14 protein-coding genes are annotated in these 14,805 nt (G+C 74.0%); 8 read left to right on the forward strand and 6 right to left on the reverse strand.

Annotated features, from left to right (window positions below):
- The first annotated feature begins 72 nt into the window (after positions 1-72).
- Both ACIRVF_RS14580 and ACIRVF_RS14585 read left to right on the forward strand, forming a co-directional pair.
- Positions 73-807: an MgtC/SapB family protein gene (locus ACIRVF_RS14580; protein ID WP_402816674.1), complete on the forward strand. Its 735-nt coding sequence runs from the start codon at positions 73-75 to the stop codon at positions 805-807.
- A gap of 52 nt (positions 808-859) precedes the next feature.
- Positions 860-1,537 carry a YoaK family protein gene (locus tag ACIRVF_RS14585; RefSeq protein ID WP_402816676.1) on the forward strand — a complete coding sequence of 226 codons (678 nt, stop codon included), beginning with the start codon at positions 860-862 and terminating at the stop codon, positions 1,535-1,537.
- Positions 1,538-1,648: 111 nt separating this feature from the next.
- On the opposite strand, the gene ACIRVF_RS14590 is transcribed toward ACIRVF_RS14585, so the two are convergent.
- Positions 1,649-2,302, reverse strand: coding sequence for a hypothetical protein (locus ACIRVF_RS14590; RefSeq protein ID WP_402816678.1), 654 nt, complete (start codon positions 2,300-2,302; stop codon positions 1,649-1,651).
- A gap of 361 nt (positions 2,303-2,663) precedes the next feature.
- On the opposite strand from ACIRVF_RS14590, the gene ACIRVF_RS14595 reads away from it, so the two are divergent.
- Genes ACIRVF_RS14595 through ACIRVF_RS14605 form a run of 3 tightly spaced genes read left to right on the forward strand, consistent with a single transcriptional unit; the run spans position 2,664 to position 6,102 of the window.
- Complete coding sequence (locus tag ACIRVF_RS14595) at positions 2,664-3,188, forward strand: PadR family transcriptional regulator (RefSeq protein ID WP_402816680.1); 525 nt, start codon at positions 2,664-2,666, stop codon at positions 3,186-3,188.
- A complete protein-coding gene (locus ACIRVF_RS14600; protein WP_402816682.1) occupies positions 3,185-3,871 on the forward strand; it encodes an ABC transporter ATP-binding protein in 687 nt (228 codons plus the stop codon). Before ACIRVF_RS14595 ends, ACIRVF_RS14600 begins: the two co-directional genes overlap by 4 nt.
- Positions 3,868-6,102, forward strand: a complete 2,235-nt coding sequence (locus ACIRVF_RS14605) for an FtsX-like permease family protein (RefSeq protein ID WP_402816684.1) — start codon at positions 3,868-3,870, stop codon at positions 6,100-6,102. The genes ACIRVF_RS14600 and ACIRVF_RS14605 overlap by 4 nt, the downstream gene beginning before the upstream one ends.
- A 133-nt stretch (positions 6,103-6,235) precedes the next feature.
- Here the strand turns inward: ACIRVF_RS14605 and ACIRVF_RS14610 are convergent, their stop codons facing one another.
- Positions 6,236-6,688, reverse strand: coding sequence for an NUDIX hydrolase (locus tag ACIRVF_RS14610; RefSeq protein WP_402816686.1), 453 nt, complete (start codon positions 6,686-6,688; stop codon positions 6,236-6,238).
- A 24-nt stretch (positions 6,689-6,712) separates the two neighbouring features.
- Entirely contained in the window at positions 6,713-8,206 is a 1,494-nt protein-coding gene (locus ACIRVF_RS14615) for an SDR family NAD(P)-dependent oxidoreductase (protein ID WP_402816853.1), read from the reverse strand.
- Positions 8,207-8,535: 329 nt separating this feature from the next.
- On the opposite strand from ACIRVF_RS14615, the gene ACIRVF_RS14620 reads away from it, so the two are divergent.
- A complete protein-coding gene (locus ACIRVF_RS14620) occupies positions 8,536-9,975 on the forward strand; it encodes a GuaB1 family IMP dehydrogenase-related protein (protein WP_402816688.1) in 1,440 nt (479 codons plus the stop codon).
- Between the two features lie 14 nt (positions 9,976-9,989).
- Here ACIRVF_RS14620 and ACIRVF_RS14625 read toward each other — a convergent pair whose 3' ends face one another.
- On the reverse strand, positions 9,990-10,880 hold the full coding sequence (locus ACIRVF_RS14625) for a DUF5995 family protein (RefSeq protein WP_402816690.1): 891 nt from the start codon (positions 10,878-10,880) through the stop codon (positions 9,990-9,992).
- A gap of 313 nt (positions 10,881-11,193) precedes the next feature.
- Here ACIRVF_RS14625 and ACIRVF_RS14630 point away from each other — a divergent pair, with 313 nt between their 5' ends.
- Entirely contained in the window at positions 11,194-11,958 is a 765-nt protein-coding gene (locus ACIRVF_RS14630; protein ID WP_402816692.1) for a poly-gamma-glutamate hydrolase family protein, read from the forward strand.
- 23 nt (positions 11,959-11,981) lie between these two features.
- Here ACIRVF_RS14630 and ACIRVF_RS14635 read toward each other — a convergent pair whose 3' ends face one another.
- Positions 11,982-12,371 carry a DUF3224 domain-containing protein gene (locus ACIRVF_RS14635; protein WP_402816694.1) on the reverse strand — a complete coding sequence of 130 codons (390 nt, stop codon included), beginning with the start codon at positions 12,369-12,371 and terminating at the stop codon, positions 11,982-11,984.
- 119 nt (positions 12,372-12,490) lie between these two features.
- Positions 12,491-13,579 (reverse strand): PP2C family protein-serine/threonine phosphatase, encoded by a 1,089-nt coding sequence (locus ACIRVF_RS14640; RefSeq protein ID WP_402816696.1) that lies wholly within the window; start codon positions 13,577-13,579, stop codon positions 12,491-12,493.
- Positions 13,580-13,782: 203 nt separating this feature from the next.
- On the opposite strand from ACIRVF_RS14640, the gene ACIRVF_RS14645 reads away from it, so the two are divergent.
- On the forward strand, positions 13,783-14,730 hold the full coding sequence (locus tag ACIRVF_RS14645; protein WP_402816698.1) for a pseudouridine synthase: 948 nt from the start codon (positions 13,783-13,785) through the stop codon (positions 14,728-14,730).
- The last annotated feature ends 75 nt before the right edge of the window (positions 14,731-14,805 follow it).

Genomic DNA, 14,805 nt, shown 5'->3' on the forward strand with positions numbered 1-14,805 from the left:
CGCGTTCCCCGCGACTCCCGTGAGTGCAGCGACTCCCGTGGGTCCGGCGGATCCTCCGGAGGAGGTGCCGTCGTGCACACCCTGACCACCGTCGAGTTCCTGGTCCGGCTCGCCACCGGCGTCGCCTGCGGCGCGCTGATCGGCGTCGAGCGCCAGTGGCGCGCCCGGATGGCCGGCCTGCGCACCAACGCCCTGGTCGCCGCCGGGGCCACCCTGTTCGTCCTCTACAGCGAAGCCGTCGGCGACACCGGCAGCCCCACCCGGGTCGCCTCCTACGTCGTCTCCGGCATCGGTTTCCTCGGCGGTGGCGTCATCCTGCGCGACGGCGCAGGCGTGCGCGGCCTCAACACCGCCGCCACCCTGTGGTGCTCGGCCGCCGTCGGGGTGCTGGCCGCCTCCGGCAAGCTGGACCTCGCCGTCCTCGGCACCCTCGCCGTGCTCGCCGTCCACCTGGTGCTGCGCCCGGCCGGGCGGCTGCTCGACCGGGCCCCGCAGTCCGGCAGCGACCCGGACTCCACCTCCCGGGCCACCGTCCACCTGGAGTGCGACCGCAAGTCCGAGACCCACATCCGCGCCCTGCTGCTCCAGGCCCTGACCGCCTCCGGCCTCGCCCCCACCGGCCTGCGCGCCCGCCGCACCGACCAGGGCGACGCCACCAGCCTGCGGGCCACCGTGGCGATCAGCGGCCAGGTCGCCCCGGCCCTCGAACAGGTCGTCACCCGGCTGTCCCTGGAGCCCGGCGTGCGGGACCTCCACTGGCACCTGGACGAGGAGCCGGACGAGCCGGGCAACCCGGCGCTGGCCTGACGGCGCCGGTGCAGAACGGAAAGACCGTCACACGAACCCTCCGGGAGGCCCGATGCCGAAACCCGACCCCGAGCACGGGCCGCTGGTGCCGATGCTGCTGGTGCTGACCGTGGTCACCGGGGTGGTGGACGCGGTCAGCTACCTGTCACTCGGGCACGTCTTCGTCGCCAACATGACCGGCAACGTGGTGTTCCTCGGCTTCGCCCTGGCCGGCGCCCCCGGGCTGTCCGCCACCGCCTCGCTGTCCGCCCTCGCCGCCTTCCTGCTCGGCGCCCTGGCCGGCGGCCACCTCTTCCGGCGCCTGCCCGGCCACCGGGGGCGCCTGCTGACCGTCGCCGTCGCCGTACAGTCGGTGTTCGTAGCCGTGAGCATCCTCCTGGCGGCCGTGGCCGGCCACAGCTCGGAGACGGCCCGTTACACCCTGATCGGGCTGCTCGCCCTCGCCATGGGCGGGCAGAACGCGGTGGTCCGCTCGCTCAAGGTCCCCGATCTGACCACCACCGTGCTCACGATGACCATCACCGCCCTCGCCGCGGACCTCACCGGATCGCGCCGACTGGCCTCGGCCGTCTGGATGTTCGCGGGCGCACTCCTGGGCGCAGCCCTCGTGCTCCACGCCTCCGTCCCCGTCGCCCTGGCCCTGGCCTTCGCCCTGCTGGTCGCCGTCGGCGCCCTCACCCACCTCGCGGCCAGGTCCACCCCGGCCCCGGCCTGGACGCACCGGCGCTGAGGCGCTGGGCGGTCAGTCCTGCCGGCGCGGCGAGAGCCGACCCCGGCCCCGCCGAGCCGCTCAGTCCTCCGGAAGGCGCGGCGAAGGCCGACCCCGGCCCCGCCGAGCCGCTCAGTCCTCCCGGCGGTTCCCGGCGCGCCCGCTCCACAGCGGTTCCAGGCGGGCCCAGCCGGCGGTCCACTCGTCTTCGGCGCGGCGGTCGAGCACGTTCAGGCGCAGCCGCAGGGCGAAGGCGAGGACGGCGAGCAGGACGAGGAGGGTGCCGACGCCGGTGCAGGCGGCGGAGACGGCGAGGGCGGCGCGGTTGGCCGGGGGCGCGCTGGCGTTCCCGGCGGGGTCGACCCAGATGGGGACGACGGTGCCCGCGGTGGCCGCGCGCGGGGCCCGGACGATGCCGGCGTGCGGGGTGGTCCCGGGATAGGTCCAGGAGGCCTCGGCGTCGACCCGGTTGCCGTAGCCGGCGGAGAAGCGGCTGCCGCTGACGGCGCCGTGTTCGGCGGCCGTCACCACGGCGTCGACCTGGTGCAGCCGGGTCCGGTCGGTGTCGGCCTGTGGTGCGGTGGAGCGGTACAGCAGCAGCGCGCCGCCGACGGCGAGGGCGGCGGCGAGGAAGCCGCCGAGGACGGTGAGCAGCCAGGCACGGGCGCGGGACCGGTCGACGGGGCGGGCCAACGGTTCGTGCCGGGCACCGAAGGCCCGCCGCAGCCCACGGCCCGTTCGCCGCGGGAGCGACGCGGGCCTGGCCGGGCGGGATGTGCTGGACACGCTGAGCTCTCCTCAAGGACGCGGTCGCGTACGGGGTTTCGTCACCCAATTTCCACCCGATCGCCCCCCTCGCACAAGAGTGGTGCGCGTTCGTAGTACCGCCGGACCCGATCACCCGGGACGTTCGGCCCTCGGCAGCCGCCCTGGGACGGGGCAGGCTGGGGCCGGGCCGCGCCCCCGTGCCTGGGCGCGGTGTCGGCCCGGCCGGACCGTGGGGGTTCCGGCCGGTGGTGCGGAGCAGGGGGCGGTCGTCCGGCCGTCTCCTGCCCGCCTCTCAGCAGGAGTTGACGTTCCGCCAGGTCGGGGCCGTGTTCTTCCCAGGTATACACTCGGTGTATATCCCTGGTGTATGGTCCTCCCCATGAGTGTTCCTTTGACCCTCCTCGGGCTGCTGGAGCGGGAGCCGAGCCACGGCTACGACCTCAAGCGCGACTACGACTCCCTCTTCGGCCGGGGCAAGCCCCTCCCGTACGGCCAGGTGTACGCGACCCTCGGCCGGCTGGCCCGCGACGGCAAGGTGGTGGCAGGTGAGGCCGAGCCCGGCGACGGGCCGGAGCGCAAGCGCTACGTCATCACCGAGGCCGGGGCCACCGAGTTCGAGACCTGGCTCCAGGACCCGGTGGCCCCCGAGCCCAACCTCCAGTCCGTGCTGTTCACCAAGGTGGTGCTGGCCCTGATGCTCGGCCGCGACGCCGAGCGGTACCTGGACACCCAGCGCGCCGCCCACCTGCGCCGGATGCGCGAACTCACCGAACTGCGCCGCGGCGGACCGCTGGTGGACGTCCTGCTCGCCGACCACGGCCTGTTCCACCTGGAGGCCGACCTGCGCTGGATCGACCTGACCGTCGCCCGGCTCGACGCGCTCGCCGCGGAGGTGCGCGCATGACCCCCGTGATCGAGGCCCGCGACCTCGCCCTCGCCTTCGGCGAGACGCCCGCGCTGCGCGGAGCCAGCCTGTCCGTCGGAGCGGGCGAGGTGCTCGCAATCATGGGCCCCAGCGGCTCGGGCAAGTCGACGTTACTGCACTGCCTGGCGGGCATCCTCGTGCCGGACGCGGGTGAGGTGCTGTTCAACGGGCAGCGCCTGGACAGCATGAGCGAGGCCCGGCGCAGCGCCCTGCGCCGGGACCAGTTCGGCTTCGTCTTCCAGTTCGGCCAGTTGGTACCGGAGTTGACGGCGGAGGAGAACGTCGCGCTGCCGCTGCTGCTGAACGGCGTGCGCCGCGGCGCCGCGCTGGCCCAGGCCCGTCCCTGGTTCGGCCGGCTCGGCCTGGACGGCATGGAGAACCGCCGCTCCGGTGAGCTGTCCGGCGGCCAGGCCCAACGCGTGGCGCTCGCCCGCGGTCTGGTGGCCCGTCCGCAGGTGCTGTTCGCCGACGAGCCGACCGGTGCGCTGGACTCGCTGACCGGCGAGCAGGTGATGGAACTGATGGTCACCGCGGCCAGGGAGCAGGGCACCACCGTCATCCTGGTCACCCACGAGCCGAGGGTCGCCGCCTACGCCGACCGCGAGGCGATCGTCCGCGACGGCCGGGCCCGTACGCTCTCCGCCGGATCGGTGGCCCCGTGATCCCCTTCTCGCTCCGACTGGCCTTCAGCGGCGGCCGGGAGGCCGTGGCCCGGCTGCTGATGATCGCGGCGGCGGTCGCGATCGGGGTCGGACTGCTGCTGTCCACCTTCGCCGGCATGAACGCGATCGACCGCGCCAACGAGCGGCAGGTCTGGATGAACACGGGCGTCCAGGGCGCGACGGCGGCCACCTCGGCGGATCCGCTCTGGTGGGGCGCCCGGGTGGACTACTACCGCGGGAAGACCGTGTTCCGGGCCGACCTCGCCCCGACCGGGTCCAGCTCGCCCGTGGTGCCCGGCCTGAGCCGACTGCCCGCGCCCGGCGAGTACTACGCCTCGCCCGCGCTGGAGAAGCTGCTGCGCGACACCCCTGCCGTCGAGCTCGGGGACCGCTTCCCGGGGCGACTGGCCGGGACCCTCGGCAGCGACGGGCTGCCCTCCCCGGACAGCCTGGCCGTGGTCGTCGGGAGGACCGTGGACGAGGTCAAGGCGCTGCCGCGGGCCACCGCCGTCACCGGCATCGCCACCGCGCTGCCCGCCGACTGCGAGAGCTCCTGCTACGGCGCGGGCGTGCACGGGGACCGGATGGTCCTGGTGCTCACCGTGGTGGCCGCCGCGCTGATCTTCCCGGTGCTGATCTTCATCGGCACCGCGACCCGGCTGTCCGCCGCCACCAGGGAGCAGCGCTACGCCGCGATGCGCCTGGTCGGCGCGACGCCGGGGCAGGTGTCGGTGATGTCGGCGGTGGAGTCCACCGTGGCCGCGGTGATCGGTACGGTGGTCGGCTTCGGCCTGTACCTCGCGCTGAAACCGGTGGTGGCGGACGTGCCGTTCACCGGCGAGCGATTCTTCGCCTCCGACCTGAGCCTGACCCTGCCACAGGTCGCGATGACGGTGCTGGGCGTGCCGGCGGCGGCGGCGCTCGCCGCCAGGTTCGCCCTGCGCCGGGTCACCATCTCGCCGCTCGGGGTCTCCCGCCGGGTGACCCCGAAGCCGCCGAGCCCCTGGCGACTGATCCCGCTGGTCGCCGGCCTCGCCGAGCTCGGCTACTTCGTCGGCAGCAGACCGGCGACCACCAACGGGCAGTCCGCGGCGTACCTGACCGGCTTCGTGCTGGTGATGCTCGGCCTGATGACCGCCGGTCCGTGGCTCACCATGGCGGCCGCCCAGGCGGTGGCCCGGCGGACCGGCCGGCCGGCCTCGCTGATCGCGATGCGCCGACTCTCGGACGATCCGAGGGCGGGCTTCCGCTCGGTCTCCGGTCTGGTGCTGGCGCTGTTCGTGGCCACCGGAACCCTGGCCATCATGGGCACCATCAACGCCAACCAGAGCATGCTGAACGGCGCTCCCGAGGTGCGCAAGGCGATCGTGGACGTCCCCTTCGGCAACAAGGAGGACGCGGTCGCGCTGCCCTCCGTGCCCGACCGGGTGCCGGCCCAGGCCCGGGCCGTCCCCGGCTTCCAGGGGATCGCCCTGATCCACGACAACCTGGCCCGGATCGGAGCGTTCCAGCAGGGCGAGCGGCGGGTGGTGCCCAGCCTGGTCATCTGCGCGGAACTCGCGCAGATCCCCGTGGTCGGCCACTGCGCGCCCGGAGCCGCCGTCGCGGCGGTCGACCCCTACCGGCTGGTCGACCTGACGGACAGCAGCGGGCACGAGTGGCCGGCCGCCGCGATCTCCGCGGCCGAGGTGGCCGAGCTCCCGGTGCGGATGCTCTACGCGACCACCGACGGCTCCGAGGCGGCCAAGGAACAGCTGCGGACCCTGTTCATGAAGGAACTCCCCACCTACGAGCCGCGCCTGGCCGAGGACTGGGCCTCCGAGGGGCAGAAGAAGCTCCGGAGCTGGCGGCAGCTGGCGAACGTGGTGCTGCTGACCACCCTGCCGATCGCCGGGTGCAGCCTCGCGGTGAGCGTGGTGGCCGGACTGTCCGACCGCCGACGGCCGTTCGCGATGCTGCGGCTGACCGGCGCGCCGCTGCGGCTGCTGCGCAGGGTGGCCGGACTGGAGAGCGCGCTGCCGCTGCTGGCGGTGTCGGCGCTCGCGATCGGGGCGGGCTTCGCCGCGGCGGCGATGTTCCTCAAGTCGCAGATGAGCTACGACCTGGTGTCGCCCGGCCTGACGTACTTCGGGCTGGTCGGCTTCGGACTGGCCGCCTCGCTCGGGATCATCGCCTCGACCCTGCCGCTGCTGGGGCGGATCACCGGGCCGGAGTCGGCCCGCAACGGCTGAGCCGCGTAACGGAGTTGGTGGCTCCGTGACCCCGGGACTACGCGACCCCGTGACTCCGTGACCCAGCGACCCCGGGACTCGGTGACCCCGGGACCCCGCGACCCCGGGACTCCGCGCCCCCGTCGCCCGCGGATCAGCGGGCGACGGGGTAGCCGTGCGTCCCGTCCCGCCGTACGCCGTCCAGCCCCGGCAGCCAGCTGCCGAGGACCAGGGCGGACGGGTAGAACATCGGCTCCGGGAGGGCGTCCACCGGGAAGCGCTCCCAGCCGGCGCAGGCGTGCGGCTCGGTGACCACCGCCTCGGCCAGGCTCGGCGGCGCCAGCACGGCGGCGGTCAGCCGGGGCCGGCCGAGCTCGTGGTCCAGGTGCACGGCGAGCACCCGCATCGCCTCGGCGGGCAGCACGATCCCGGTCTCCTCGGCGAGTTCACGGGCCGCGGTCCGCTCGAAGGACTCGCCCGGGTCGACCTTGCCACCGGGCAGGCTCCAGGTCGGCGACTCGCCGGCCGTGGTGCGGCGGCCGATCAGCACCCGGCCGTCCCCGGTGGGCACGATGATCCCGGCGCCGAGCATCGGTACGGTGGTCACTTCGCCGTCATCTCCTTCAGGGGGTCACCAGTTGCCGCGCTCGTAGTCCTTGAGGAAGCAGCCGTACAGGTCCTCGCCCGCCTCGCCGCGCACGATCGGGTCGTACACCCGGGCCGCGCCGTCGACCAGGTCGAGCGGGGCGTGGAAGCCCTCGTCGGCCAGGCGCATCTTGTCCGGGTGCGGCCGCTCGTCGGTGATCCAGCCGGTGTCGACGGCGGTCATCAGGATGCCGTCGGACTCGAACATCTCCTGCGCGCTGGTGCGGGTCAGCATGTTGAGCGCGGCCTTGGCCATGTTGGTGTGGGGGTGGCCGGCGCCCTTGTAGCCGCGCTGGAACACGCCCTCCATCGCGGAGACGTTGACCACGTACTTGCGGCGCGACGCGGACGCCGCCATCGCCGGGCGCAGCCGGCTGATCAGGATGAAGGGCGCGGTGGAGTTGCAGAGTTGGACCTCCAGCAGCTCGACCGGGCCGACCTCGCTCACGGTCTGCACCCAGCTGTTGGTGGGCGCGAGGTCGGGCACCAGGCCGCCGGCGTCGATCGCGGTGCCGGCCTCGATCCGGGCCGGGGTGGCGGAGCCGGTGACCAGGGCGAGCGAGGTGACGTCCTCGGCGGCCAGCCGCTGCTCGCCGCCGCTCGCCTGGTGGGGGAGCGCGGGCAGGTCGACACTGCCGCTGTTGAAGCGGCCGATCGTGGTGGCCTGGGGCAGCTCGCCGGCCGGCAGCGGGGCGGACTCGGCGTTGACCAGCTCGCGGTAGGACTCCGGCGGGCGGCGGACGGTCTGCGCGGCGTTGTTGATCAGGATGTCCAGCGGGCCGTCCGCGGCGACCTCGTCCGCCAGGGCCATCACCTGGGCCGGGTCGCGCAGGTCGATGCCGACGATCTTGAGGCGGTGGATCCACTGGGCGCTGTCCGGCATCGCCTTGAAGCGGCGGATCGCGTCGTTGGGGAAGCGGGTGGTGATGGTGGTGTGGGCGCCGTCGCGCAGCAGCATCAGCGCGATGTACATCCCGATCTTGGCCCGGCCGCCGGTCAGCAGGGCGCGCTTGCCGGTGAGGTCGGCCCGGGCGTCCCGGCGGGAGCGGTTGAGGGCGGCGCACTTCTGGCACAGGTTGTGGTAGAAGGCGTCGACCTCGACGTAGCGGGTCTTGCAGATGTAGCAGGAGCGCGGCCGCTCCAGGATGCCGGCGATCTCGCTCGTGGTGACGGTGGTGAGGCCGAAGGCGCCGGCCGTCTCGTCGTCGATCCGGGTCGGAGCGCCGGTGGCGGTGCGAGCGGTGACCTCGCGGTCGTTGGCCGTCTTGCGGGCCCGGGTCTCCTGGCGGCGTCGCTGCTTCAGGGTCCGGAATATGCCGCCGACGGCCTTGCGGACGGTGATCGCGTCCGGGTGGTCGACGTGGAGCTCGTCGAGCTCCGCGAGCACCTCCAGGCAGAGCCGCAGCCGCTCGGGGTCGAGGCCGGGACCGTAGTCGATCTCCTCCTCGCCTAGAGCCTGCTCGATGTCCGTCTGCTCGATGCTCACGCCCACTGCCGCTTTCCCAGTCGCCTCGCCTTTACCGCGTGAATGCTACGGGAGCCGCCCGGGCCCGGGCGAAAGGCCGACGTGGGGGACGGACGGGGAAGCGCAGGGGCGGGCGGGGGTGAGGGCGTTTGGAGGATCGTCCATGTCTACGCGCGGAGCACTGATCATGGTTTGTGCACACCCCCAGCAATGCTCCTCGAACTGGCTTTTGGCCCCGCCCTCACGGAGAATCGAATGCTGGGTGCAGGGCGCCCGAGTGCGCCCCGGCGGCCCTGCCGCACCCGCACCCGAGGTGTAATTTCTCCCAGCCAGAGAGCCCATTCATGCGTTTCCTGAACGACCTCAAGCCCTCGTACGACCTGACGTACGACGACGTCTTCATGGTCCCCAGCCGTTCCGCCGTGGGCTCCCGGCAGGGCGTCGACCTCTCCTCGAACGACGGCACCGGCACCACCATCCCGCTGGTCGTCGCCAACATGACCGCCATCGCCGGTCGCCGGATGGCCGAGACCGTCGCCCGCCGCGGCGGCCTGGTCGCCATCCCGCAGGACATCCCGACCGAGGTCATCGCCGACGTCATCTCCTGGGTCAAGGGCCGCCACCTGGTGGTCGACACCGCGATCACCCTGACCCCCGGCGCCACCGTGGCCGAGGCGCTCTCGCTGCTGCCCAAGCGCGCCCACGGCGCCCTCGTGGTGGTGGAGGACGGCAAGCCGGTCGGCGTGGTCTCCGAGTCCGACTGCCAGGGCGTCGACCGCTTCACCAGCCTCGCCGACATCATGTCCCGCGACCTGCTGGTGCTGGACGAGGACATCGACCCGCGCACGGCCTTCGACAAGCTCACCGAGGCCCACCGCAAGCTCGCCCCGGTCGTCGACGGCGAGGGCAAGCTGGTCGGCCTCCTCACCCGCAAGGGCGCGCTGCGCGCCACCCTGTACACCCCGGCCGTGGACGCGAACGGCAAGCTGCGGATCGCCGCCACCGTCGGCATCAACGGCGACGTCGCGGGCAAGGCCAAGGCGCTGATCGAGGCCGGCGCGGACGTGCTGGTCGTCGACACCGCGCACGGGCACCAGGAGAGCATGATCAGCGCGCTGCAGGCGGTGCGCGGCCTGGACCCGCAGATCCCGATCGTGGCCGGCAACGTGGTCTCCGCCGCCGGTGTCCGCGACCTGGTCGAGGCGGGTGCCGACATCCTCAAGGTCGGTGTCGGGCCGGGCGCGATGTGCACCACCCGGATGATGACCGGCGTCGGCCGCCCGCAGTTCTCCGCCGTCCTGGAGTGCGCCGCCGAGGCCCGCCGGCTCGGCAAGCACGTCTGGGCCGACGGCGGCGTGCGCCACCCGCGCGACGTCGCCATGGCGCTGGCCGCCGGTGCCTCCAACGTGATGATCGGCTCCTGGTTCGCCGGGACCTACGAGTCCCCGGGCGACCTGCAGACCGCCGCCGACGGCCGCCAGTACAAGGAGAGCTTCGGCATGGCCTCGGCCCGCGCCGTCAGCAACCGCACCGCCCAGGACTCCTCGTACGACCGGGCCCGCAAGGCGCTGTTCGAGGAGGGCATCTCGCACTCCCGGATGTTCCTCGACCCGACCCGCCCGGGCGTGGAGGACCTGATCGACTCGATCGTGGCCGGCGTGCGCAGCTCCTGCACCTATGCGGGCGCCAGCAGCCTGGAGGAGTTCCACGAGAAGGCGATCGTGGGCATCCAGAGCGCGGCGGGCTACGCCGAGGGCAAGCCGCTGCACTCCAGCTGGGCCTGATCGCCCGCGCCCGTTCAGACGGCCGTCCGGTTCCTCGATTCGGGGAGCCGGGCGGCCGTCGGCCTGTCGGGGGTGTCGGGGGTCCCAGGGGCGTCGGGGGTCTCAGGGGCGTCGGGCGCGGCGGGGGTGTCGTCGCTTCGCCCGTGCTGCTCGGTACGTCCGTGCTGTGCGTCCTGCGCGTCCTGCCGGTCCTGCTCGTCACGGCCGTCGTACGGCACCAGCGGCAGTAGCAGGGCGTGGCCGAGCAGACCGACGGAGCCGTCCAGCGCCGCCGTGAAGGCCCGGGTGGCGGCCGGGAGCCGGCGCAGCTCCCAGAGTGCCTGGACGGCGGACCAGGCTCCCTCCCGGGCGGCCTCGACCGACCAGGCCCCCAGCAGGTGGGTCAGCGGCTCGGCGCGGTCCAGCAGCTCGGGCTCAGGCAGCAGCTGTTCCCGGACCACCGACTCCACCTCGGCCAGCACCCCGTTGATCCGGTGGTAGTCCTGCTCGACATCGGCGGGCTCGCAGCCCCGGCGACGGCAGAGGTCCACGACCGCGAGCGGCAGGTCGTGCTGGATGTGGGCGTTCATCCCGGCCAACGCGAACTGCAGCGGGTGCACCCCAGGGTGGGCGCGCAGCGCGAACAGCGGTCGCCAGCAGGCGGGCGGCTCCTGCCCGGCCGCGTCGGCGGCCACGGCCAGCAGGTACCGTCCGGCGAACACCGCGTCCAGCTCGGCCATCGCCGGCGGATCGGCGAAGTAGCCGACGGCGAGCCGGTCGCGGACCGCCTCGGTGACGGTGAGGTAGAGCCGGTTGAAGACCGCCACCCCGTCGGCGAGGGGCAGGGCCGCCGCGATCTCCCGCAGCCGGCCGACCACTTCCTCGACCGTCCCCGGTGTCCGGGCCGTCGCCGCAGGGCCAGTCACCGTTCGGGCCGTCACCGTTCCGGCCGCCGCTGTACCGGGCATGCTCCACCCTCCGAGACAGATCGTGCGCTGATCGCATCATCGTGGCAGCGTGGAGACAGGCCTGTCGGCGCGGCGCGCGTCCGTCGAGCCGGTGTCACACGATCAGGCCGATGCCGCTCCGCAGCGGCGCGAACCCGGACGTGACCCCGCCGCCGCTCCGCTGCTCCCGGCCCTGGCTCGTACACCGTCCCGTAAAACGTCCCGTAAAACGTCCCGTAAAACGTCCCGTAAAACGTCCCGTACAACCCCACCTCCTGCCATGGTTCCGATCGTGACCGACCGCCGTGCCCTGATGGCCGCCGACCGCTATCCCTCCAACACGGCCCTGTACGCCGACCCGAGCCTGGTCGAGGGCGTGGACTACGGCCGCCGCTACCGCCGACACCGGATCGACGACCGGAGTCCGCAGGACCGTGCGGCCTCCGTCCGCACCACCGTCATCGCCCCGCACGGCGGCGGCATCGAGGTCGGCACCTCGGAACTGTGCCTGGCCGTCGCGGGCCACCACCTCGTCGGCCTCGCCCCGACCCCGGCCGCCGGGCCGGTGCACGACTACTGGATGTTCGAGGGCCTTCGCTCCTCCGGCAACCGCGAGCTGCACGTCACCTCGAACCACTGCGACGACACCGTGGTCCGCGCGATGTGCTCCGACAGCCTCAACGTGCTGTCGCTGCACGGCTGCACCACCGCCACCGCCGGGCTGGAGAACGGTGCCCGGGCGGTGCTGGTCGGCGGCCTGAACTCCGGCCTCCGCCGGTACCTGACGGAGGAGTTCGCCGCAGCGGGCATCCGGGCCGTGGACGTCCCCCGCGAGCAGGAGCTCGCCGGCACCGACCCGGAGAACATCTGCAACCGAAGTCTGCTCGGCATGGGCGCCCAGCTGGAGCTGACCGCCGAACTGCGGACCGCGATGTTCGCCCCGGGGGTGCGCACCCGGGCCGACGCGGAAGCCAACACCCTGCCGCTCTTCTGGAGCTTCACGACGGCCGTCCGGACCGCCATCCAGCGCCTGGAGGCGACCCAGCCGGTCCCGTGAGCCACCGGCCACGGGGGTGGGCGTCAGCCCAGCTCGTACTCCAGCACGTAGGTGTGGGTGCCGGACCCGTCGACGGCCAGCCGGAACTCACCGGTGATCCCGGCCAGCTCGCCCGCCCCCGTGCCCGGCACCACGCGTATCGTCACCCCGGTGGTGTCCCAGGCCGCGTGCTGGAGCACGAACGAGCCGGCCCGCCCGTCCAGTTCGCCCGTCACGTGTTCCACCGCGACGTACGAGGCGGGGCCGCCCGACGCGTCGCCGACGGACAGCATCCGCACCTCGCTGCGCCCGCTCAGCCCGCCGGTGAAGGTCTTGGCGATCCTGACCCGCCCGAAGGAGGCGCCCTCGCGCTCCTCCGTCTCCACCGGCTCGAACGCCGTCAGCTCGAACGACCCGCTCGCCACCGCACCCATGACACGCTCCTCCCGCCGGTCCGCACGCACGGTCGGCACCTCGTCGACCGTGCGTGAAGCCTTGCACACGCCACTGACAGCGGGACGGTGCACGAGGCGACGACGAGGACCCGCCCGGCTCAGTGGTCCCAGCGCAGTGCCAGCAGGGCCGCGTCGTCCGCCAGGCCGGCGTCGCCCACCCAGCCCCGGACGTCCGCCAGCACGGCGTCCAGCAGGTCCGCCGGTCCGCCGCCGTGCAGGCCGGGCAGGCGCTCCGCCAGCGGGTAGAAGCGGCCGTCGGCGTCCCGGGCCTCCGACACCCCGTCGGTGTGGAGCAGCAGCAGGTCGCCCGGGCTCGGCTCGAACCGGCTCGTCGAGTAGTCCTCCCCGGTCAGCTCGCGCAGGCCCAGCGGCGGCGCCGGGACGGCCGGCGCCAGCTCGCCGACCCGCCCGGCCCGGCGCAGCAGCGGCGGAGGATGGCCGCAGTTCACCACCCGCACCGGCTCCCGGCCGTCCGGGACGTCCAGCAGCAGGGCGGTGGCGAACCGCCCGTCGCCCGGCCGCGCCGTGAGCGCCGCGTCCAGCCGCTCCGCGAGCCGCCCGGGATCGGGCTCGGTGCGGGCCGCCTCCCGGAACACCCCCAGCACGTCCGCCGCCGTCTCCACCGCCGGGAGCCCGTGGCCCTGCACGTCCCCGAGCAGGATCCGCACCCCGAAGCGGGTCTCCACCACCGCGTACAGGTCCCCGCCGATCCGCGCCTCGGCCGCCGCCGCGACGTACCGCACGGCCAGCCGCAGCGGCCCGATCCGCTCGGCGGGCGGCCGCAGCAGGGCCCGCTGCGCCGCCTCGGCGACCGTCCGGACCTGGTACAGCTGCCGCTCGCGGGACGCCACCAGCACCACGCTGGCGGAGCTGGCCAGGGTCGCGGCCAGGACGGTGACGGGCACGCTGATCCGCACCGAGGAGGGCAGCTCGGTGTTGGTCGACTCCAGCGCACTGACGGCCAGCAGCGCCACGGCACCCACCGTCAGCGGCACCCGGGGCCTGCGGGTGGCGGCCGCGGAGAGCACCGGGGCCACCGCGAGCAGCGGCGACAGGGTCGTCCCCGGGCCGATGGCCAGGGCGGCCACCACGGCGGCGACCAGCAGCAGGAGCGCGCCGTACAGCAGCAGCCGGGTCCGCCGTGGCAGGTACAGCGGCGGGAGGCCGTCCGGGCCGTCGGCGCTCACGCGTTCTCCTCCATCGGGTCGCAGCGGTTCCAGGGGCCCGAGGGCCTTCGAACCACTTTCCCCGTCCCGCCCCGGGTCAGCACCTCGGCGCCCCGGTGCGCCGGGGTCCCGGCGCCGTACCACCCCGGGTGCGCCGGGTGCGCCGAGGGTGCCGGTACCTCGGCACAGGCCGTGCGGGGGCGAGCACTAGGCTGGGCCGGGAGATGAGACGCAAGAGCCGCCGCCCGGCCTCCCCCCTCCCGCAGCGCCACGGCGTGGACCCGGTGCACCTGCGACTGCCCCTGGTGGGCGACTGGCCGACCGTGCGGGACCACCTGCTGGAGCGGCTGCCCGCGGTGGCGGCCGCGCGGGTCGAGTCGGCGCTGCGCGGGGGCGAGATCGTCGGCGAACAGGGCCCGATCGCCTTCGACGAACCGTTTCGCCCCGGCGCGCACCTGTGGTTCTACCGGGACCTCCCGGCGGAGGCGCCGGTCCCCTTCGAGCTGGTGGTGGTGCACCGCGACGAGCACCTGGTGGTGGTCGACAAGCCGCACTTCCTGGCCACCACCCCGCGCGGCCGGCACGTCACCGAGACGGCGCTCTCCCGGTTGCGGCACTCCCTCGACCTGCCCGCGCTCAGCCCCGCGCACCGGCTCGACCGGCTCACCGCCGGCCTGGCCATGTTCGTGGTCCGACCCGAGGACCGCGGCGCCTACCAGACGATGTTCCGGGACCGCGAGGTGCGCAAGGAGTACCAGGCGATCGCCCCGTACGACCCGGAGCTGAGCCTGCCGCGCACCGTGCGCAGCCACATCGTCAAGGAGCGCGGGGTGATCGCCGCCCGGGAGGTCGACGAGCCGCCGAACAGCGAGAGCCGGATCGACCTGCTGGAGTGCCGCGATGGCCTCGGCCGCTACCGGCTGCGGCCCCTGACCGGGCGCACCCACCAGCTGCGGCTGCACATGAGCGGCCTCGGACTGCCGATCCTCGGGGACCCGGTGTACCCGGTGGTGCTGCCCGAACCGGCCCCGGACGACTTCCGCCGGCCACTCCAACTGCTCGCCTCCGCGGTCGAGTTCACCGATCCGCTGACCGGACGGGAGCGCCGCTTCGAGACCCGCCGCACCCTCGCGGCCTGGACCGACCCGTCCGGCTGGGAGGCCGGTTCCTAGCCGGCGGCCGGTCCGTGCGGGGCCGGTGTGGGGCCTCGTGCGGGGCCCCACGGTCCGTGCGGGCAAGGCTCAGGC

The sequence above is a fragment of the Kitasatospora sp. NPDC101157 genome (genome assembly GCF_044768255.1).
In the GTDB taxonomy this organism is placed as follows: domain Bacteria; phylum Actinomycetota; class Actinomycetes; order Streptomycetales; family Streptomycetaceae; genus Kitasatospora.